The sequence below is a fragment of the Lactobacillus kefiranofaciens genome, assembly GCF_900103655.1.
Classification (GTDB): domain Bacteria; phylum Bacillota; class Bacilli; order Lactobacillales; family Lactobacillaceae; genus Lactobacillus; species Lactobacillus kefiranofaciens.
The window spans coordinates 21061-42001 of sequence record NZ_FMXC01000019.1 but is presented as its reverse complement, the minus strand read 5'-3'; the positions used below and the strand labels follow the sequence as shown (position 1 = coordinate 42001).

Genomic DNA, 20941 nt, shown 5'->3' with positions numbered 1-20941 from the left:
GGATATTAACGGAGCCTTGCAGATAATCAGAAAAGTATTCCCTAAATTTTCATTAGATGAAGGGATAGCGGATGCAGTGTTGCATCCAGTCAAATGGTCGCCTCTCATTTGAGCGTCCACTTGACAAACGAAAATAGCTTGGCGGCTGGCTTTAGCTGGGTTGACGCTGTTGTAAAGTTGTCCTTATAGCTTCGGTTATCATCATAGATAAACGGAGTGTTTTAAAAAGGTTGACGGCAGATATTGGCTAAAAAAAGTTGCATTCTTAGGAAAATAGGGTCATTTGAAGCAAAATGACTGTATTGACCTAATATTTTCTAACATTCCTCATTTCTTAGTTTTGACTACTGAAGCAGCCCCTCTATTATTTATTACGCAAAAAAGACCTATTTTTTTCTTTAGATTTAAACTCTTCCAAATTTTTCTTTCAAAATCAGTTCTCTATTTTCAGAATTACAAAAATATGCATTTTCACATAAAAATGCAGTAATAGGAATATTACTTTTTGCCTACAAATACGCTAGAAAGCTTGTTTAACGCGGAATTCGCATATACAATAGAAAGTGTTATATTTAGGAGGAAAATTCATGAAGAAGAGACTTTTGACTAGCATTGCTTGTGCAGCAGTGTTGACTTCCACTGTGCTGCCAGCTGCTAATTATGTTGTTCAGCCTCAAAGCCAAAAGGTTTCTGCGGCGACTTTGGATCAGAATGCTTTCTTGAAAAAAGCCGCTAAACAAGCTGAAAAAGCTGCTAAGAAATATGGTACATATCCATCAGTAATGATTGCTCAAGCCATTGTTGAATCTGGCTGGGGTCAATCAGGCTTAGCCGTTAATACCAACAATCTTTTTGGTGTGAAGGCTGATGCCAGCTGGGTTGAACCAACTTACTCTGCCAGAACTCGCGAAGAGAAGAATGGCAAGAGCTATTACATTAACGCCAAGTTTAGAAAATATAATTCTTTTGAAGAATCATTCGAAGATAATGGTAAGAAGTTGCGTGAAGGCGTATCCTGGCAACCATTACGCTACAAGGGTGCTTGGATTGAAAATGCCAACACTTACGCTGAAGCAACTAAGTCTCTTACTGGAACTTATGCGACAGCCAGCAACTATGATGTTGCCCTTAATTCCAGAATTACCAGCCACAATCTGAACAAGTACGATCCAGTGATTTCTAGAACCGCTAAGAACTACACAGTAAGCAAGTCTGGTTCTACTTACAACTGGCCAACTGATCACTCAATTGCCAAGGCAATTGGCTCTGTAAAGGCTGGCGAGAAGGTCATTGTTACTAAGACCATCACTTACCGCAACGGTTCAACCAGAATGTACATTAACGGCAAGGGTTGGATCAACGGTACTTCTTTAGGTCACAGCACTAAGACTACCGAACCAATCACTCAGGCACCTAAGGGCGCAGCCAAGGTAGAGAAGAACTTAATGCACAATGCTTATGTTTATAACGAAAAGGGCAAGCGTGTTAAGGGCAAGATGTACAAGGTCAGCGATGACGAAGGCAGCAAGTTGATTGCTACCTACGGCACCAAGACCATTAACAAGAAGATCTACTACCGTGTGGGTGAGAATGAATACATCGCTGCCGGCAATATTGACGGTACCTTGAGATTCTTGAAGCACAATGCTTATGTCTATAACCAATTTGGCAATCGTGACAACAACTTGAAGCACAAGAAGAACCAGCAACTCGCAACTTACGGCAGTGCTGTGAAGATTAACGGCAAGAAGTACTACAGAATCGGTATTCGTCAATACGTCAAGAAGTCGAACTTCATGTAACATAAGGAGGGCCTTACGTGAACATAAAAAAACCTCTATTACCTTAATTACAATAATTAGTCTATTAGGAGTGGCGTTTAATTTTAAAATTGATCACGTTCAGGCCGCTTCAATTAATTCCATCGCTAAGAAGTACAAGTATAGTGGGGTAACCTATCTATACAAGATGCTTAAGCTAGAAGGGATTAAGTATAATAAATTCCCTGGAGTTGAATATCAAAGTGGCAAGCCTGAGGGCATCGTCGTGCATGAGACCGATGACCCAGGTGCTACCGCCCATGATGAGGCAATTTATTTCAACCGGGAATGGATGAACATCAATGCTTACGTGCATGCCTTTGTTGATAGCAAGCAAGTTATCCAGATGCGGTCACCTGACAGGGGTACTTGGGGAGCTGGTCCTCAAGCTAACGATCGTTTCATTCAGATTGAGCTGTGTGAAGAAGATAGTCGGGATGCTTTTGCTAAGTCGATCAACAATGACGCAATCTATATTGCCAAATTGCTCCATCGTTATGATCTGAAGCCTGACAATGCCTGCGAAGATGGCGAAGGGACAATCTGGTCGCACCATGCGGTTAGCACCTTCTTAGGTGGCACTGACCACGTTGACCCTGATGGCTATTTTGCCAAGTGGGGCTACAGCATGGATCAGTTCTATTCCTTGATTAAGTATTACTATGACTTGCAAGACAAGAATAGTGACAAGAAGACCAAGGATCCGAACAAGACTAAGGAAGAATTGCCGGTAGTTCAAGGTGCGGTTACTCTCGGCCATGACGCTTATGTCTATAACAGCAAGGGCAAACGGACTAAGACGCTCAAGAAGGCTGGCAGTCCGGTAGTGGTTCGCGGCTACAAGTTGATCAACAAGAAGAAGTACTACGAGATTGGCAAGAACCAGTACGTTGTAGCTTCTAACATTGACGCAACCGCTAGAGTCGTGAACAAAGATACCTACTTACGCACGCGCTTAGGCCGCATCGAAAAAGAGAATCTTGTTAAGAAGGGCAGGCGAGTATTAACTTACGGCAGTCAAATCAAGATTAAAGGTCAAAAGTACTATGCATTGAATGCTACACAATATGTGTTGGCCAGTGACATTGATTAATCAGAATGCGTCTTATTCTAAATAATAGGAATAGGACGTATTTTTTTGTATAATTGCACTGATGAAAGGGGAGTATAATGGCACAATTATCGCTATTTTTAGTCGTCTTATTAGCATTGGTGATACCAATCTTGATGGCGCGTTTTCAAATTAGTAATGTTCCAACCGCTGTGGCCGAGATCATTGTCGGCATTATCATGGGGTCCAGCGGTTTTAATCTGGTTTCTGCAACCCATGATTTAACTTTTTTGTCGAATCTGGGTGTGATCTTGCTGATGTTTCTGTCAGGGATGGAGATCAATTTTGATTTATTAACTAGGAAGAATAATCCTAAGGGAAAGTCGCAGTCGGGGAAGACGGTCGATCCGTTAAAGACTGCGGTAACGGCATTTATTAGCATTGTGGTAACAGCCGTGGTACTGGCTTTCGTCTTGAAGCTAGTTGGCCTCTTCAGCGAGGTAATGCTAGCTGCGATTATCTTAATGACCGTGGCCCTTGGAGTAGTTATCGCGACCTTAAAGGAAAAGGATATTCTAGGGCGGCCGATTGGGCAAACAATTTTGCTTACCGCCGTCATGGGCGAAGTTATTCCGTTGATGTTATTAACAATTTATGCCTCAATTAATGGAGGCAACGAGGAACAACTGTGGCTGATTATCTTGCTATTCATCGCTGCTATTTTTTTATTGCGGCGCTTCAAGCAGCCATATTTGTGGTTTGCCAAGGTGACGAAAGCCACGACGCAGCTGGATATTCGATTAGCCTTTTTCCTTATTTTTGCTTTAGTGACAGTCGCTGAAAGTGTGGGTGCCGAAAATATCTTGGGTGCCTTTTTAGCCGGTATGGTGATGAAACTGTTAGAGCCCAGTGAATCAACCAAGGACAAGTTGACCTCGATTGGCTACGGCTTCTTTATTCCAATTTTCTTCATTATGACTGGCGTTGGCTTGAACTTGCGGTCATTATTTGCTCATCCAGCATCCTTAATGCTCTTACCGGTCTTGGTAATCTTTTTGTTCTTAGCAAAAGTGCCAGTAGTCTTGGTGTATATGAAATATTTCTGCAAGAGAAATGCCTTTGCTGGTGGATTTTTGACTGCAACAACGATTACGATTGTTTTGCCAACTTTGCAAGTAGCCCGCAAACTGCACGCGATTACTTCTACACAGTCAGATGCTTTTATTCTGGCAGCGGTTATTGTTTGCATCCTTAGTCCGATTGTCTTTAACAAGAATTTTGTCTTGACTAAGGAAGACAAGATCAAGAAGCGGGTTGTAATTATTGGTGCAAATGTCTTCACGGTACCCGTAGCGCATGATTTGCATGCTAATTGGTACTCAGTCAAGATGTTTACTGATAAGAAGGACCAATATGAGACTTATGATAGCCGCGTGAAGAATTTAACCTTTTTGCCAGATCTGAAGCAAGCAACCTTGGAAAAGGCTGGTGCCTTTGATTGTGATATCTTGGTAGCCTCTAACCATGCCGATGAAGACAATATCAAGATTGCTAAGATTGCTAAGTATGAAGGCGTAAATCGCGTGATTGCGCGGTTAAGCGAAGTGACGAGCGATACTTTAGCTGAACTTAAGGCAAAAGGTATTGAGATCTTCAACTTTACCAATGTTCATGCTGCCTTGATGCGGGCGATGATTGAGTCGCCAACGGTTTACCGAATCATGACGGATACCAAAAATGTGCTGTATTCTGTTCAGGTGAAGAACACGTCTTATACGGGACGGCAGTTAATGGATCTGGAATTCATTGATCAGATTACGGTTAGTCGTATTCGTCGTGGGGATGAATGGTTGACGCCGCATGGTAATACAGTGATTGAACCAAACGACATTTTAGTCTTCTCAGGTGAATTCAAGGCCGCTGATCGTGTGCGCGACTTGTTAAGTTGTGGATAGAAAATAAAAACACCCAGGAATTATTTCCCGGGTGTTAATTTTTATTCCATTGAATTCCGTGCTGCTACTAAAATTTGCATAGTTTCTAGCGTATTAACGAAGGCCGCGTCAGCTTTACGCGTGTCATGTTGATCAATCATTTGGCTAAAAGCGTTGAATTCACTAGCCATTCGGTGCGGATATTTGTTTAAGTTGTAACGCTTAGGTTGCTGGTTACGCATTTCGATCGTGAGGTTATCCAGCGTTCCGGTTGAGCCATCGAAGTAGATGCTGCCTTTTTCTCCTTCGATAAAGGAGCGTGGCGTTACGTAGCTATCTTTGCTGGCGGTGAGGGATGCCTGCTTGTCGTTATAAGAAAGATGCAAGGTACCAGAAGTATCAACGCCTTTTTGCATATTGGCATAATACTTCGCTTCATCGGGCAAGCCAAATAGTGCTGCTGCCAGGTGAATGTTATAGATATTCAGATCCATCAAGGCACCACCGTCTTTTTTAGGATCAAAGACTGGGGCAATTTCACCTTTTAAAAAGGCGTCATAACGGCTAGAATATTGCGTGTAATTCAAGTTTACGATGTGAATCGGCGCGATCTTAGGCAACTCTTCTTGAATACGTTTGAAATTCTCTAAATAGAGATTGGTAATTGCTTCAACGATGATTAAATCATGCTCGTCAGCAATTTGTTTTAATTTCTTGGCTTGATCTACGCTTAAGACAAAAGGCTTTTCACAGATAACATTTTTGCCATGCTCTAATGCGGCTTTGGCTACTTCATAATGCAAGAAGTTTGGCACTGCCACATAGACTGTGTCAACAGCAGGATCTGCCATCATCTTTTCATTATCTGTATAAACTTTTTGAATATTATATTTTTTAGCTAATTCCTGGGCAATATGTTCACTACGCTTGGTAGTTGAGATTGCTGCTAATTCTAAGTTGTTAATTTGATCAGCGGTAGTTAAAAAATCGTGAACGATCATGCCACTGCCGACAATTCCTAATTTCATTATTTTAAAACCTTATTTCTTTTTGTTAGTAATTGGTAAATCCTTGGCATTCGTAGCATCTGATGGAACTTTTAAGAAGTCGTGGCTGCCGAAGTTGCCGTAGCTTTGTCCAACCTTAACGTGCATTAATTTACCTAATTTCATGTTGATGAAGACGGTGAAGGTAGATAATTTATCATTCTTAACGACTGCCTTAACCGACATGTCTTGATATTTGCCTAGCTTTTGAATTTGCTTGAAGACTTTGGCCTGAGCCGTGCTTTGTGGAGTAGTGTTAAAGATTGGCGCAGCGGCTTTCTTCATCAGCTTCTTATCTGTCAATTTAGCGGTAAGAGTGTAAGTTCCCTTATTGCGCTTCAGCTTGTAGGCGTCGACCAGTTTCTCACTTGGGTTGGTAATTAAGTGATTGTTCATGATGGCGTCTGTTAAGTCAGCGTAATTATGCCCAGTTAATTTTTCTAGGTCGGCCTTGTACCAAGTGTCTTGGCCATTGATATAGACGTTGTTTAAATTAACCCATTCTTCACTAGAGCGAGTTTTGCCCTTGCTAGTAGTTTGATTAGTGATGTGATAAACGGTTGAGTCACCACCAAAGTTCGTGTTGGCTAAGGCCACTTGCTTTGACGTATCAGTGCCTAAAGTAACAGACTGAATTACTTGTCCGCTCTTGAAGTTCTGTTTAACTTTTTTAACAACCTGGGTCTTAGTTAAAGCCGGCTTAGCTTTTTTCTGTTGCTTGCTGCAGCCACCTAATAAGAATAAAGCGGCTAAAGAAATACCAATAAGTGTTTTTTTGAATTTCATAATTTTTCTCCTATATTTTGCTATGTCCATTATAACGAAAAGTCCGATCCCATTGACAGAATCGGGCTTATTTTGGTTAATTATTTTTTGTCTAGCTTGCCTAAATCAACAGCAGATTTCTTAATATTATTAGGAACAGATAGCTGTTTAATCTGATTGATTTGGTCGGCATTCATGGTGAAGGTCTTAATCTTGCCATCGTCTTTATAGGTGGAAGCAACTTTCACATTGTTAACGCTGTAATTGTGATCGACATCGATCTTGATATTATGCTTAATTGGCTTGACGTCATCTAAGTCAATACCAATTAGAGAAGTAATGGCAGAGTCTGAAATAATGGCATTCCAGATTTTCTTGCTGTTGCCTTGGTAGATTAAAACATAATTGGTGCCGGCCCGCTTAACCTTAAAGATTTTAGCAATGTCGGTAAAGGGCACGAGCATATTGTTTAAGTTGTCTGTAATTACAGAATAAGAGCTGTTCTTACTGAGCTTGGTCTTGAACCAGCGATTGGTGCTAGTTCCCTTCATTTGAATATAATTATTCTTGCCTTCAATCCACATCTTGTAGTGATTTCCCGTCGTTGAGACGTTAGTGTAGACCACCGTGGGATTTTTAACATATTGTGCCTCGGCTTTTTGCATTATCTTACCGCTGCTTTTTTCCGCCCAATTGGCATGCATGGACTTGAATTTGGTCTTTTGCGCGTTGGTTAGGATAGTTTTAGCAGAAGGCAACGTATTTTGCTTCTTTTGACTTGAATGAGCACACCCTGCCAAAAATAGAGCCAAGAAACCGACTAACGCAACTAAAAATTTTTTATTTTTCATTTTTACCACTTCTTGTATTAGATATTTCTGTTCTAAATTAGCACAAAAAAGCAAATAATGGAAAGATAGTTCAAATTTTGCTGTTTTTTTGCTCATATCTCTATGAAAAAAACGGTGAAATGTGTAAAATATGGATGAAACATTGAATATTAAAAGGAGATATTTCATGTCAAAATTAGTTTTAATTCGTCACGGACAAAGTGAATGGAACCTTTCAAACCAATTTACTGGTTGGGTTGACGTTAACCTTTCAGAAAAAGGTGTTGAAGAAGCTAAGAAGGCTGGTCGTTTAATCAAGGAACACGGTCTTGAATTTGATCAAGCTTACACTTCATTATTAACTCGTGCTATCAAGACTTTGCACTACGCATTGGAAGAAAGTGGCCAACTTTGGATTCCAGAAATGAAGACCTGGAGACTTAACGAACGTCACTACGGTGCTTTACAAGGTTTGAACAAGAAGAAGACTGCTGAAAAGTACGGTGATGAACAAGTTCACATTTGGCGTCGTTCATACGATATTTTGCCACCAGCTATTGATGATGACAACGAATTCAGTCAAGCACATGACCGTCGTTACGCAAACTTGGACCCACACATCGTGCCTAAGTGCGAAAACTTGCATGTATGTCTTGACCGTGTAATGCCATTCTGGGAAGATCACATTGCTCCAGACTTACTTGACGGCAAGAACGTAATTATCGCAGCTCACGGTAACTCACTTCGTGCTTTGACCAAGTACATCGAAAACATTTCTGACGACGACATCATGAACCTTGAAATGAAGACCGGTGAACCAGTTGTTTACACCTTCGACGAGAACTTAGATGTTGTTAAGAAGGAAAAGTTAGACGACTAATTAAATATAGTAGTTATTCACACTAAAAGAACTTCGATTAATTTCGAAGTTTTTTTGTACAGAAAAAAGACGTCCATTCAGGACGTCCTAATCTGTCAACTTGCTCCAAAAACTATAATTCTAAATTTTTATTTTCATAATTTTGGAACAAGTCTATTATATTATAAATAAAGAAATTCTGCCATTTTTTTCTAAGAAAGAAGCTAGAAAAATGAAAATTTTAGTTACTGGATTCGATCCATTTGGCGGTGAAAAGGTTAATCCTGCGATTGAGGCAGTGAAGAAATTACCGGATGCAATCGATGGAAATGAAATTATTAAGCTAGAAGTTCCTACTATTTTTTACCAAAGCGCGCAAGTGGTTAAAGCCAAAATCGAGCAGGAAAAGCCAGATATGGTAATCAATGTGGGTCAAGCCGGTGGCCGGAGCGCGATTACGCCAGAAAGAATCGCCATTAACTTTCAAGCTGGCTCTACGCCTGATAATTCGGGCAAGGGACCAAAAGAAGGCAAAATTGAAACAGACGGTGCAGACGGCTATTTTACTCAATTGCCGATTAAACAGATGGTAACCGCGATTCGTCAAGTAGGCATTCCAGCCATGGTATCTAATTCCGCGGGCACTTATGTCTGCAATCACTTATTCTATGAAGTGCAATACATGCGCGTGCACGAGTTCCCTGATTTGAAAGCAGGTTTCATTCACATCCCGTTTTTGCCTAATCAAGTTAAGAATGGTCGCCGGCCTTCAATGAGTTTGAACGATATGGTTACCGGCTTGACTGCAGCTATTAAGGAAGCAATTCATGACTAAAAATTGACAGTTACCCCTTGTAAGTGCTATTTTTGTCGTAAGAGTAAAGTTGGGAGAAAAATATGCAAACAATTGATAATTCTCTCTTGCAAGTCTCTATTGACGAGAATGGGGCCCGGATGGCTCATCTTGTGTCTGAAAGCGATAATTATGATTATCTCAATGATCAAGAGGCAAAAGAGGGTATGGCAATTGCTTTTCCAGTGATTGATGGCGACAACAACTGGGCCAGCAAGCTGCCTTGGACAGTCGTTGATAAGGGCGATACGCGAGTGAGTTTGACTTTAATTGATACGCCGGAGAGCTATCAGAGTTTTCCCTATCATTTTGAAGTAATGACGACCTATTCCTTGGAGGGGAATCAGGTGAAGGTATCCTTTTATCTCAAGAATTCTTCACATAAGGAGTTGCCATTTTCCTTAGGCTTTGTTTTTCCAATTGCTTGGTCAAGCCAAAGCAGCGTGAATAAAATTAGCTTAATTGGTGAAGAGCATGCAATTGATGTGGCTTCGACTGATTTTAAGCTGAATGCAGAGGATGGCAAGGTTACTGCTTTTACGAATAAGGTTGAATTAGAGGCTGAAAAAATCCGCGAATTTGTTTTAACCTTGACTTTAAAGTAAAAATTAGTAACGATTTTAATAAGATATTGAAAGCAGGTCAGCGATGATTTGCTTTTTTTGTTATAATACACTCAATGTGAATTTACATAGGAATAATTTATGAGAAGTAGAAGAGAAGAAAGAGAAGCACATCCGAGTGCAACTCGAGTGCAAAACCATCAATATAAAAATCATCATGTATGGGCATGGGTGACAGGCGTTATTGCTTTAATTGCGGTAATTGCAGTGGCTGGCTACTTCGCCTCAATTTATTTCAAGACGAAAAAGGCCGTTGATCAGACCTATGATCCCCATAACGCAGTCAAGACGACCGGTGAATTCAATGGCAAAAAGCGTTTTGCCGTTTTACTAATGGGGACAGACACGGGAGCCTTGAAGAGAACGGAGAAGCGCGGACGAACGGATACCATGATTCTGGCTGTCGTTAATCCGGCCAAGAAGCATTATACCTTGGTCTCGATTCTGCGAGATACGATGGCGCAGATGATTGGTGAGACGCCGACTAGAATTGAGAAGATCAATGCCGCTTATGAACTAGGCGGAGCTAAGATGTCAATGGCTTCGGTTTCTGAGTTAATCAATGTGCCGATCAAGTATTACGCTGTCGTTAATATGGGCGGAATCATGAAGATGATTCGCTATGTTGGCGGAATTAATATTCGACCAACTCTGAGTTTTGAATATGGCGGCTATGTCTTTAAAAAAGGTAAACTGATGCATATGGGAGGAGCCGCAGCGTTGGCTTACTCTAGAATGCGTTATGACGATCCTAGGGGCGATTATGGCCGTCAAGAGCGTCAACGTCAGGTAATTATTACTTTGATTAAAAAAGCCGTCTCAGTCAGTTCTTTATCGAATCTAGACTCGATCTTAACCTCTGTTTCCAGCAACGTGCGGACTAATTTGCCGTTTAGTGCTTTACAACAGATTGCCATGAATTATCGTGGCTGCGCCGATCATTCCTCAAGTGATTACCTGCACGGCTATAATGCGATGATCAAGGATGCGGCTTACCAAGTGCAGCCAACTAGCGAATTGCAGCGTATTTCTAATTTAGTGCGGACAGAATTAGACTTGCCTGAGGCCAAGGTTGATAATAATGAAACTTATCAAAATAAGCGAAATGAAGCTAATGGCTTTAGTTTTAAGAGCAGCAAGACGCAAAAATATCATATTTATGACTATACCGAGGCAGGCGATAATTAATGGATCAGTTGTATTCCACAATCATTGGCTATGTCTTTAGGAACTTTTTGACTGCTATGGTCGTGGGGAAGATTTTCTTAAAGATCAACCCCACTGAATATGGCTCCCATAATCCAGGGACGGCTAATATGGGTGCCGTCTTTGGCAAAAAATGGGGAATCATGACCTGTATAGGCGATTTACTGAAGAGTTTGATTGCCTTGTTTATTTTGTCTTCCCGGCGCATATTAATATTGCCTTTGCTGGCTTAGGCTTAATTTTAGGCCATTGCTTCCCCATTTGGGATCACTTTAAGGGAGGCAAAGGCGTAGCGGTAGAAGCCCAAGTCGCGGTCTTTTATGATTGGCGCGGGGGTTTTACTACTTTACTGATTGCTTTAGTCTTGACTGCAATCATGCAAAATTTGACGATTCCGCCTTTAGTGTTTATGCTGTTATTCAGTGTTGATGAATTTTTGCATAGCCAAGAGGCAGGGATTGTCTTTATGGTGATTACTTTAATCATGATCTTTAAGTTCTGGCACGATATCGTTGATTTTTTTACTGGACGCGGTAAGAAGGTCGATATTCTGCTTTCAATTAAGAGAAAGTTAGGGATCAAGAATTGAGTAATAGCAAAAAAAATTTTAGTAAGGACATAGAACTAGAAAATGAGTGAGACTAACAAGAAAAAGACACTGAATGTTCTCCAGATTATTTGTTTAATCGTGGCGGCATTCTTCATACTAGTGCAAATGTTCTCATGGGGTAAAACCTTTGGCAGATTGCCACTGAGTACCTTGATGAGATATATTCCGGGATTATTGGGTCGCAGCACAATGGTGCTAGTACCAATGGTCTTTGGGGCTGTCTACAGTAAAAAGAAGGTTCATCCAACTGAAGCCTTCAGATTCTGGATGATGGCAGTAGTGACACTAGTAGTTTTGTATTTGGTTAACTTCTTTAAGCGACCAGGCAGCTTCAATATGTGGAAGCTCTGGGGTATATTTTTCCCAGTTTTAACCAGTACATCCGTATTACTAGCCGGCTTGATTTTTAGTATGCTGGCTCAACCATATATATATGAATTGCAGCACCGCATCACTACTAAGCAAAACCTAATGCTGCTAAGTGTATTAACTGTAGTGGGCTTTGCTACCAGTGCGGGTACGATGATCTTCAATTACTCTATTTATGGTGTTTATTTGATTCTTTACTTTGCTTGGGGGATGTTTTTAGCTAACGTCAAGATTCCTAGGAAGGTATTTAACTGGTCAATTTTCGCTGGAATCGTGTCATTCTTTGTAATGTTCATCGGTGTGCCCGGCTTCAACGGCGTATATTGGTACCAGCGTTTATCTGGCCATAGTGGCGTTTACTCCTGGGCCCCTAAGTTCTTGAGTAATATTACATCACCATTTCTATTTTTAATGGTGTTAGCTGCTTTCTTGATCTTTAGAAAGGTCATTGTTAGCTATAGCGCTAAAGAAATGCGCTTCTTTATCCCGATCATTATCTTTATGGATGCACCAATTATTGGTGGTTTCGTTAAGTCATTCCGCTTCACTGGTAGTGCTGGTTTTAATAAATTCTTGATGATCATTATTATGATGATTGTCGCTTTTGGCTTGTACTATTTGTATCAGCGCTATTTGTTCAGAATTAAGCCAGTTAAGCGTGCGGTTGATTTCTTCAACAAGCACAACAATTTGGCCGAGATTGTAGTTGATCTATGGGACAACTTCACTAAGTGGGCAGTTGAGAATAGAGTAAGACTGCTTACCTGGGGTTGGTTCTATGTACTGAGTTTTGCATCATTCTTGATTGAATCAGATAACTTGCGAATTCAGATAACGACTGCGACAGACATTAACGCCGTAATCTTCCTGTTGGGAACTAGATTCTTTGCAATTATCTTAACGGCGATCTTCTTAGACGCCATGTTTGCGATCTTCTACTTTATTACGACGCGTTATTGGATCTCAACTATTCTGGTCAGCGTAATTACGATTGGTTGGGCTATTGCCAACAAGATCAAATTAAACCTTCGTGGTGAACCAATTTACCCAACTGAAATCGATGAAATCGTTAACTGGAAGACTTTGTTGCCGATGGTCGGTCAAAAGACCGTCATTATGATCGCTGTTGCTTTGGTCATTGTGATTGCCTTGACTGTCTTCTTAGAAGTGAAGTTTCCAATTAAGAAGAAGGGTTCATGGAAGCGACGCGGTATCTGGGCATTGCTCAGTTTGCTATTATTCATGACGCCAATGCGCTTTAACCATGATGGTGGAATAATCTATCACATTAACCGTGGTTTTGATAATAAGCAATCATTCAGAAACCCTGAACGTGATATTCAAATTAATGGTCCATTGTTGAACTTCCTGAACTACTTCGACTTGCAGATTATGAACAAACCAGCTAACTACTCACAATCTACAATCAAGCATTTGGATGACAAGTACAGTAAGTTAGCAGACCAAATTAACAAGACTAGAAAGAACACCTTAAAGGATCAAACGATTGTCTACAACTTGAGTGAAAGTTTTGTTGATCCATATACTTTCCCAACAATTAAGATTGATCCAAAGGTACCAAATCCAGTTAAGTTTATTCAATCAATGAAGAATAGATCTACTTACGGTAGCATGCTTAGTGCAGGTTACGGTGGTGGTACTGCCAACATGGAATGGGAGACTTTGACTGGCTTCAACATGGGGATGTTCACGTCAACCTTGACGCCATATGTTCAGATCGTACCTAACTACGACTTCTACCCAACCATCGGGATGGACTTTAGCTACAAGTCAGCCGTTCACCCATTCATTGGTACTTACTACTCAAGAGTAGAGGATTACAAGAGATTTAAGTTTAACAAGTTCGTTTATGATGGTTCTAAGTACAAGATTATTGACCAAAAGAAGCTGGGCAAGAGTACTTACAACTCTGACTACACTACTTATACTAATGGTTTGAAACAAATCAACAGCATGAAGGGTGGTCAATTCATTAACTTGATCTCTATTCAAAACCACATGCCTTACAACAACTGGTATCCAAATAATGAATACATGGGCAAGGTGTCTGGTCAACTCTTCAATACTGCTGCTGTTCGTGAACAGATGGCAACTTACATCAAGGGTACGCAATACACCGATAAGGCAGTTAAGCAATTCATCGGCAAGATCGACAAGATTAAGAAGCCAATTACGGTTGTCTTCTATGGTGACCACTACCCAAGTATCTTGTCACAGAACTACACTGCCAAGTATCCTGTTCAAATGCACTCAACGCGCTACTTCATTTACTCCAATAAGTACGCTAGAGACCATGGTGCTAAGAGCAAGTTGACGCACAATACTAACTACGTCAACACCAGTGATTTCACTGCCATGATGCTAGAGCAGACTAATTCTAAGGTCACTCCTTACCAAGCATTGTTGACTGAAGTACATCAGAAGTTGCCGGCAATTACCATTAACTTCAATGGTGACAAAGGCTTCCAATTAGTTGACCAAAAGGGTCATTTCGTAGATCCAAAGAAATTGACTTCAGAACAGCAAGCACTTTTGAACGATTACGAAATGGTTCAATACGATATGACGGCAGGTCAAGCTTATGGCTTGAAGGCTAAAGGCTTCTACAGCAATAATTAAAATTATAGTTGACTAAATCAATTTTTCTCGTTAATATCGTAATTAACAAATAAGTAGCAAATCGGCTCAGCGTTCAGAGAACTAGCGGTAGGTGTGAGCTAGGCAGGCCGATCTTGACGAAATACGATTAGGATAGTTCCTTTATCAACTGTAATAAGATGCCAATTTGGCATGAACGTGGGTGGTACCACGGCTAAAAGATGATAATTAGTCGTCCCTTGATCGATAGGATCAAGGGACGTTTTTTATTGGAGGAAATTATGGCAAAATTTGATATTTTAGAAGACTTAAAATGGCGCGGTGCCATTAATCAAGAAACCGATGAAGAAGGTTTGCGCAAGTACTTAGTTGAACACGATGACTTAGCTTTGTACTGTGGTACTGACCCAACCGGTGACTCACTGCACATTGGTCACCTGATTCCGTTTATGATTTTGAAGAGATTTCAAATGGCTGGCTACCACCCAGTAATTTTAATCGGTGGTGGTACTGGTTCAATTGGTGACCCATCAGGTCGTAAGACTGAACGAGTTTTGCAAACTGCTGCTCAAGTTAAGCACAATGAAGAATGCTTAACTAACCAAATGAAGAAGCTATTTGGTACAGAAAACTTTGAAATTAAAAACAACGCGGAATGGCTAGGCAAGCTTAACTTGATCGATTTCTTGCGCGACTACGGCAAGTTCTTCCAAGTTAACAACATGATCAATAAGGATGTTGTTGCTAGCCGTCTGGAGAATGGTATTTCATTTACTGAATTTACTTACCAAATTTTGCAAGCCATTGACTTTTACCACTTGAACAAGGATAACGGTGTTCAATTGCAAATTGGTGGTAGTGACCAATGGGGCAATATTACTGCCGGAATCGATTTAATTCACAAACTTAAAGGTGCAGATCGTCCAGCCTTTGGTTTGACTATTCCTTTGATGCTTAAAGCAGATGGTACCAAGTTTGGCAAGTCAGCTGGTGGTGCCGTTTGGCTTGACCCTGAAAAGACTAGTCCTTACGAATTCTACCAATTCTGGATCAATCAAGATGACCGCGACGTGGTTAAGTACCTGAAGTACTTCACCTTCCTTAGCCGGGAAGAGATTGAAGACCTGGCTGAAAAGACTAAGAAGGAACCTTGGAAGCGTGCCGCTCAAAAGCGTTTGGCCGAAGAAGTTACTAAGTTCGTTCATGGTGAAGCTGGCTTAAAGGAAGCACAAATGATTACCGATGCATTGTTCTCAGGCAATATCAAGAACTTATCGGTAACGCAAATTGAACAAGGCTTGAAGAATGCTCCGAGCGCTGAAGCTGGTAGTGAAGAGAAGAACCTGGTTGATTTCTTAGTTGACACCAAGATTGAACCTTCTAAGCGTCAAGCACGTGAAGATATCAAGAACGGTGCGATTTACGTAAACGGTGATCGTGAACAGAGCGTAGACTTTGATGTAGATCCATCCAGTGCATTTGATGGTAAGTACGTCATTATCCGTAAAGGTAAGAGAAAGTATACTTTAGTCACGATCAAATAGATATGAAAAAGAAGCTGAGAGGCTTCTTTTTTTGTAATTAAATGTAACTATACGATTTTTAAGTAATACATAGATGCTTAAAAGCTTAAAAAAATCTAATTGAAGCATAAAATTAATAATTTGTTATTTAATATTGTGCATTAATAGCCCCTAAATGTAGTGTTGATTATTTCACAAATTCACATTAATACTATATGATTTGAATATAGTTAACTTTATCACTGGTATAATATCCTTGTATATAATTGACGGATATTGGTATAGAGCTAGTCACTAAAATCTATCTTTTTAAAGAAAAGCTGTGAAAGTAATCACAATCCTGCTTACTTTTAGATAAAAGATGTTATAGTAAAGGTGGATCGAGGAAATAAGTAAATAGAAAGAGGTTATTAAAATGTTAGAATCAAGAAAAGTTTTAAAGGTTGTTTCAAGTTTAGTAATCGGTTTAAGTTTAGTTGGAATTTGCACTTGTGGTGTGCAAGCAACTTCATTCAACGCCTCAAAATTGGGAACTGCTGAAGTTGCTCCAACTAGACCATCAATTAAGAAAGGCGATAAGCTTTTCGTAGTTGTTAAAGACACGAAGAATCAAAAAGTCGCTGTTTACAACAAGAACGCTAAGAAAACCGGCAAGAAAGTTGCTATGGGCTCAACTTACACAGCAAAAGCTGTTAAGAAAGTCAACAAGAAAAAGATCATTAGAATTAGCAAGAAGCAATGGTTGAACAGCAAGGATGTTGTTAAGAACTAAATAACTTAAGAGTTAATAATCTCTAACTATTTATTATTTCTGGACTCTTGGATTAGGAAAAATAAAAGGGCAAAGATATTCGAAATGAATGTCTTCGCCTTTTTTGATACAATAAAGACGCCGCTTTAGCTCAATAGGTAGAGCACCGCCGTGGTAAGGAGGAGGTTCCCAGTTCAAACCTGGGAAGCGGCTTAAAAATAATGCTAAAATGACAGTAACATTTGAATGATGATTACGAGAAAGGAAATCCTATGAAGCACGAACTTACAATGGCAGAAATTGTCCAATTTAAGCAAGATTATGAACAGAAGCCGCAAAACCGCGTGGCGGAATTAGCAGTCGTTAACAACGGCGTTCAAAAGGCCAGCTTTAACACTGAAGGCGTTAGAAAATTAAACCGCACGTTTTCAATTGAAATTCCCACAGACAATGTAACGGATCAGAAGCAATCAGGTCGTTGCTGGTTATTTGCAGCCTTAAATACTTTGCGTCATGGCTTTGCTAAAAAATATAATGCCAAGAACTTTACTTTTTCACAAAACTATCTCTTCTTCTGGGATAGAATCGAAAGAGCAAACATCTTCTTCGACAATATTTTAAATACTGCAGATAAGCCATTAGACGACAGAACAGTGCATTCTTATATGCAAGGCCCTGACACCGATGGTGGACAATGGGCCATGGCTATTTCATTGGTAAGAAAATATGGCTTGGTGCCAACCTACGCTCAAGATGAAAGCTTTACTGCCAACAACACTGCGGCTTTCAACCGAGCTTTGAACATAAAGCTGCGTGAAGATGGTTTAGTTTTACGTAAATTAGCTCAAGCTGGCAAGACTGATAAAATTGAAGAAAAGCGGCAAGAATTCTTAAGCGAAGTTTATCGCATGGCCGTGATTGCCTTTGGTGAACCTGTCCAAAAGTTTGACTTGGAATTTAAGGATGATGATGGCAAGTATCATTTTGATGGCAACTTAACGCCATTGGACTTTTTCCACAATTACTTTACCGATGATCTGGATGACTACATTGTTTTGTTCAATGCACCTGATCATGAATTCGATAAATTGTATGCCTTGCCATTTGAAGACAATGTCGAAGGCGGTACGCCAGTTCACTTTTTGAATACTGAAATCGACAACTTGAAGCAAGCCGCAATCAAGCAGCTTGAAGCCGGTGAGACCATTTGGTTTGGTTGTGATGTAGGCAAAGATAGTGATCGCCAAAAGGGTATTTTGTCTAAAGGACTTTATCAAACTGACGCAATTTTTGATATTGAAACTAAGCTCGATAAGAAGGCCCGTTTGCAAACCGGTGCATCTGGTTCAACTCATGCTATGACTTTAGTCGGCGTTGATGTAGTTGACGGCAAGCCGCGTCAATGGAAAATTGAAAATTCTTGGGGCAGTAAGGTTGGCGAAAAAGGCTACTTCGTGATGGACGACGATTGGTTCAATGAATATCTCTTTAAGGTAGTAGTTAAGAAGCAATACATCCCAGAAAAATTAGTTAAAATTTGGAATGGCGAAGCTACCCCAGTAGAAGCATGGGACTCAATGGCATAATGAATATCAGTCAGGTTATTGCATTTACTAAAAATCATTTAAAAGATGAGAAAACAGGTCATGATTTTTATCATGGCGAACGCGTTGCCAAGTTAGCTACTAAAATGTATCTAGCCGATCATGACTCAGCTCATGAGGATAGCCGTGAAGTGGCGATTATTAAAAGTGCGGGTTATTTGCATGACACGATTGATGAAAAAATTTGCGCTGATCCAGAAAAAGTAGTTGAAGAGATCAAAGATCTTTTGCCTCAGGTGGGCTTTAATGATCTTGAAGTCTGGGATATTTTATTTACCATTCAGCACATGTCTTTTTCCGCCAATATTGAGCATCATTATCACTTGCCCTTGTCTGGTCAATATGTGCAAGACGCCGATCGTTTGGAAAGTCTTGGTGCAATTGGCATCGCGCGTGCTTTTACCTATGGTGGCAAGCATGGCAATAAGATCTATGATCCTAAGATTAAGCCGGCTAAATTAGTGAGTCATGATCAGTATCGTACTCATGTAGAAACTACGATTAATCATTTTTATGAGAAGCTTTTTCATTTAATTAATTATATGAACACGCCAGCGGCTAAAAAAGAAGCACAGCGAAGGACAGATTACATGAAAAACTTTGTTCAAGAGTTTATGGATGAGTGGAATGTTTAAAATAATTTAATATTTAATAAGCCTTGATGCAGTAGCATTGGGGCTTATTTTTTTATTTAAAAATTAAAAATATAATTAAAATAAACTTGAAAAATGATTTTTGATCATATATACTTATAAACAACTTAAGAAATTCTATTAATTTTATCATAAACGAGAGGAGCAATAATATGAAGTTTACCAAGTTATTTGCTGCAGGAGCAACAGTCTTAATCGCTGGCTCCACGTTAGCAGCTTGTGGTGGCAATAGTAATAATTCGTCTAGTTCATCAAGTTCATCCAAGAAGACGATTAATTGGATGGATTCAGCTGAAATTCCAACTATGGATATTTCTAAGGCAACAGATGTAACTAGTTTTAACCAATTAGGTAACGTTGAAGAAGGCTTGTACCGTTTGGGCAAGAATTCTAAAGTTGAAAACGCCTTGGCAACCAGTACCAAAGTTTCTAACGACGGCAAGACTTGGACTTTCACTTTGCGTCCATCTAAGTGGTCCAATGGTGACAAGTTAACTGCTAAGGACTTTGTTTATTCCTGGCGTAGAACAGTTAACCCTAAGACGGCTTCACAATATGCCTACTTATTTGAAGGAATTCACAACGCATCTAAGATTTCTGCAGGCAAGGCCCCAGTTAATAGCCTAGGTATTAAGGCTGTGGGCGACGATAAGTTGGTCGTAACTTTGGATAAGCGAATTCCATACTTCAAGTTGTTAATGGGCTTCCCATTATTCTTCCCACAGAACCAAAAGGTAGTTGAAGCGAATGGTTCTAAGTATGGTACTTCATCTAAGACTACTGCTTTCAACGGCCCGTTCGTTCAAAAGGGCTGGACTGGTTCTAACTTGTCATGGAAGCTTGAAAAGAACAAGAATTATTGGGACAAGAAGAATGTTAAGCTTAATGCAATTAACTACAGCGTACAAAAGACGCCTTCAACAGCGTACAACTTGTACCAATCAAACAAGCTTGATGCAACTATCTTAGACGCACAACAAACTAAGAACTTGAAGCACAATGCAGGCTACACATTGCGCGATACGGCTGCAACATTCTATATTCAATACAACCAAAAGAGAAAGATCTTTAAAAACGAAAACTTGCGTAAAGCTATTTCAATGTCAATTAACAGAAAGGCTTTAGCTAATGCGTTAGGTGGTTCTAACACTCCAGCAGATAGTTTAACTTCTAAGGGTGTTGTTAACCATGATGGCAAGGATTGGTCTGAAGTAGTTGGCGATAAGGAAAGTGCTTCTTACAACCCAACTGATGCTAAGAAGCTTTACAAGAAGGCCTTAAAGGAGTTAGGCGTGAAGAGCGTTTCCTTCTCAATCTTGTCAGATGATACCGACTCAGGTCAAAAGACTACTGAAACTCTTCAAAGTCAATTAGAAGAAAACTTGAAGGGTATGAAGGTTTCAGTATCTAACGTTCCATTCAAGACTCGTCTGAACCGTTCAACTAATGGTAACTTCGATATGGTTATCTCAGGTTGGTCAGCCGATTTCGCCGACCCAATTTCATTCGTTGACTTGTTTACCAGCAAGAACGTTAACAACAATGGTAAGTGGAGCAACGCTCAATACGATAAGCTGATTGCTGATTCTAAGACTACTGCTGACACTACTAAGCGTTGGAATGATTTGGAAAAGGCTGAAAAGATCTTGCTTAACGAAGAAGGAATCGCACCTCTTTACTACAAGACTGAAGCTTGGCTTGTACGTCCAGACATCAAGGGAATCGTTTACAACGGTGCCGGTTTGAACTACAACTTCAAGAGTGCCTACGTATCAGGTAACTAGATAAGTTAATTGTTCTTTGAAAAAGAGTAGCCGCAAGTAAA

At 40.1% G+C, this 20941-nt stretch carries 16 protein-coding genes, 1 tRNA gene and 1 pseudogene; 15 read left to right on the top strand and 3 right to left on the bottom strand.

Annotation, left to right across the window (positions count from 1 at the left end; translation table 11 throughout):
- Positions 1–587: 587 nt before the first annotated feature.
- The 3 genes from BLP58_RS07725 (at position 588) to BLP58_RS07715 (ending at position 4826) form a co-directional block, all read left to right on the top strand.
- Positions 588–1802 carry an SLAP domain-containing protein gene (locus BLP58_RS07725; RefSeq protein WP_013855238.1) on the top strand — a complete coding sequence of 405 codons (1215 nt, stop codon included), beginning with the start codon at positions 588–590 and terminating at the stop codon, positions 1800–1802.
- A 70-nt stretch (positions 1803–1872) separates the two neighbouring features.
- Positions 1873–2913 carry an SLAP domain-containing protein gene (locus BLP58_RS07720; protein WP_013855239.1) on the top strand — a complete coding sequence of 347 codons (1041 nt, stop codon included), beginning with the start codon at positions 1873–1875 and terminating at the stop codon, positions 2911–2913.
- Positions 2914–2990: 77 nt separating this feature from the next.
- The gene (locus BLP58_RS07715) at positions 2991–4826 is read left to right on the top strand and encodes a monovalent cation:proton antiporter family protein (protein WP_013855240.1); all 1836 of its coding nucleotides are present in this window, start codon (positions 2991–2993) and stop codon (positions 4824–4826) included.
- A gap of 41 nt (positions 4827–4867) precedes the next feature.
- Here BLP58_RS07715 and BLP58_RS07710 read toward each other — a convergent pair whose 3' ends face one another.
- The 3 genes from BLP58_RS07710 to BLP58_RS07700 all read right to left on the bottom strand — a co-directional run bounded on the left by BLP58_RS07710 (position 4868) and on the right by BLP58_RS07700 (position 7467).
- Positions 4868–5833 carry a Gfo/Idh/MocA family protein gene (locus BLP58_RS07710; RefSeq protein ID WP_013855241.1) on the bottom strand — a complete coding sequence of 322 codons (966 nt, stop codon included), beginning with the start codon at positions 5831–5833 and terminating at the stop codon, positions 4868–4870.
- Positions 5834–5845: 12 nt separating this feature from the next.
- Entirely contained in the window at positions 5846–6637 is a 792-nt protein-coding gene (locus BLP58_RS07705) for a DUF6612 family protein (RefSeq protein ID WP_013855242.1), read from the bottom strand.
- An 80-nt stretch (positions 6638–6717) separates the two neighbouring features.
- Positions 6718–7467, bottom strand: a complete 750-nt coding sequence (locus BLP58_RS07700; protein ID WP_013855243.1) for a DUF6612 family protein — start codon at positions 7465–7467, stop codon at positions 6718–6720.
- Positions 7468–7633: 166 nt separating this feature from the next.
- Here BLP58_RS07700 and BLP58_RS07695 point away from each other — a divergent pair, with 166 nt between their 5' ends.
- The 12 genes and pseudogenes from BLP58_RS07695 to BLP58_RS07640 all read left to right on the top strand — a co-directional run bounded on the left by BLP58_RS07695 (position 7634) and on the right by BLP58_RS07640 (position 20900).
- On the top strand, positions 7634–8326 hold the full coding sequence (locus BLP58_RS07695; RefSeq protein WP_013855244.1) for a 2,3-diphosphoglycerate-dependent phosphoglycerate mutase: 693 nt from the start codon (positions 7634–7636) through the stop codon (positions 8324–8326).
- A gap of 211 nt (positions 8327–8537) precedes the next feature.
- The gene (gene pcp, locus BLP58_RS07690; RefSeq protein ID WP_013855245.1) at positions 8538–9140 is read left to right on the top strand and encodes a pyroglutamyl-peptidase I; all 603 of its coding nucleotides are present in this window, start codon (positions 8538–8540) and stop codon (positions 9138–9140) included.
- A gap of 62 nt (positions 9141–9202) precedes the next feature.
- Entirely contained in the window at positions 9203–9763 is a 561-nt protein-coding gene (locus BLP58_RS07685) for an aldose epimerase family protein (protein WP_013855246.1), read from the top strand.
- A gap of 99 nt (positions 9764–9862) precedes the next feature.
- Positions 9863–10969, top strand: coding sequence for an LCP family glycopolymer transferase (locus BLP58_RS07680; protein WP_013855247.1), 1107 nt, complete (start codon positions 9863–9865; stop codon positions 10967–10969).
- A pseudogene (locus tag BLP58_RS07675) lies at positions 10969–11576 on the top strand (glycerol-3-phosphate acyltransferase). The gene BLP58_RS07680 and the pseudogene BLP58_RS07675 overlap by 1 nt, the downstream one beginning before the upstream one ends.
- A 42-nt stretch (positions 11577–11618) precedes the next feature.
- Positions 11619–14606 carry an LTA synthase family protein gene (locus tag BLP58_RS07670; protein WP_025084209.1) on the top strand — a complete coding sequence of 996 codons (2988 nt, stop codon included), beginning with the start codon at positions 11619–11621 and terminating at the stop codon, positions 14604–14606.
- A 260-nt stretch (positions 14607–14866) separates the two neighbouring features.
- The gene (gene tyrS, locus BLP58_RS07665) at positions 14867–16129 is read left to right on the top strand and encodes a tyrosine--tRNA ligase (protein WP_013855249.1); all 1263 of its coding nucleotides are present in this window, start codon (positions 14867–14869) and stop codon (positions 16127–16129) included.
- A gap of 394 nt (positions 16130–16523) precedes the next feature.
- The gene (locus BLP58_RS07660) at positions 16524–16880 is read left to right on the top strand and encodes a hypothetical protein (RefSeq protein ID WP_025084210.1); all 357 of its coding nucleotides are present in this window, start codon (positions 16524–16526) and stop codon (positions 16878–16880) included.
- A gap of 119 nt (positions 16881–16999) precedes the next feature.
- Positions 17000–17072: transfer RNA gene (locus BLP58_RS07655), tRNA-Thr, on the top strand.
- Between the two features lie 59 nt (positions 17073–17131).
- On the top strand, positions 17132–18445 hold the full coding sequence (locus BLP58_RS07650) for a C1 family peptidase (RefSeq protein ID WP_013855251.1): 1314 nt from the start codon (positions 17132–17134) through the stop codon (positions 18443–18445).
- Positions 18445–19098 carry an HD domain-containing protein gene (locus BLP58_RS07645; RefSeq protein ID WP_013855252.1) on the top strand — a complete coding sequence of 218 codons (654 nt, stop codon included), beginning with the start codon at positions 18445–18447 and terminating at the stop codon, positions 19096–19098. Before BLP58_RS07650 ends, BLP58_RS07645 begins: the two co-directional genes overlap by 1 nt.
- Positions 19099–19268: 170 nt before the next feature.
- Entirely contained in the window at positions 19269–20900 is a 1632-nt protein-coding gene (locus tag BLP58_RS07640; protein ID WP_013855253.1) for a peptide ABC transporter substrate-binding protein, read from the top strand.
- Positions 20901–20941: the final 41 nt, after the last annotated feature.

Excerpts from the sequence above, each read along its gene's own strand:
- BLP58_RS07725 (WP_013855238.1), top strand. The coding sequence starts at position 588 with ATGAAGAAGAGACTTTTGACTAGCATTGCTTGTGCAGCAGTGTTGACT.
- BLP58_RS07715 (WP_013855240.1), top strand. The coding sequence starts at position 2,991 with ATGGCACAATTATCGCTATTTTTAGTCGTCTTATTAGCATTGGTGATA.
- BLP58_RS07710 (WP_013855241.1), bottom strand. The coding sequence starts at position 5,833 with ATGAAATTAGGAATTGTCGGCAGTGGCATGATCGTTCACGATTTTTTA.
- BLP58_RS07705 (WP_013855242.1), bottom strand. The coding sequence starts at position 6,637 with ATGAAATTCAAAAAAACACTTATTGGTATTTCTTTAGCCGCTTTATTC.
- BLP58_RS07700 (WP_013855243.1), bottom strand. The coding sequence starts at position 7,467 with ATGAAAAATAAAAAATTTTTAGTTGCGTTAGTCGGTTTCTTGGCTCTA.
- BLP58_RS07695 (WP_013855244.1), top strand. The coding sequence starts at position 7,634 with ATGTCAAAATTAGTTTTAATTCGTCACGGACAAAGTGAATGGAACCTT.
- pcp (WP_013855245.1), top strand. The coding sequence starts at position 8,538 with ATGAAAATTTTAGTTACTGGATTCGATCCATTTGGCGGTGAAAAGGTT.
- BLP58_RS07685 (WP_013855246.1), top strand. The coding sequence starts at position 9,203 with ATGCAAACAATTGATAATTCTCTCTTGCAAGTCTCTATTGACGAGAAT.
- BLP58_RS07680 (WP_013855247.1), top strand. The coding sequence starts at position 9,863 with ATGAGAAGTAGAAGAGAAGAAAGAGAAGCACATCCGAGTGCAACTCGA.
- BLP58_RS07670 (WP_025084209.1), top strand. The coding sequence starts at position 11,619 with ATGAGTGAGACTAACAAGAAAAAGACACTGAATGTTCTCCAGATTATT.
- tyrS (WP_013855249.1), top strand. The coding sequence starts at position 14,867 with ATGGCAAAATTTGATATTTTAGAAGACTTAAAATGGCGCGGTGCCATT.
- BLP58_RS07660 (WP_025084210.1), top strand. The coding sequence starts at position 16,524 with ATGTTAGAATCAAGAAAAGTTTTAAAGGTTGTTTCAAGTTTAGTAATC.
- BLP58_RS07650 (WP_013855251.1), top strand. The coding sequence starts at position 17,132 with ATGAAGCACGAACTTACAATGGCAGAAATTGTCCAATTTAAGCAAGAT.
- BLP58_RS07645 (WP_013855252.1), top strand. The coding sequence starts at position 18,445 with ATGAATATCAGTCAGGTTATTGCATTTACTAAAAATCATTTAAAAGAT.
- BLP58_RS07640 (WP_013855253.1), top strand. The coding sequence starts at position 19,269 with ATGAAGTTTACCAAGTTATTTGCTGCAGGAGCAACAGTCTTAATCGCT.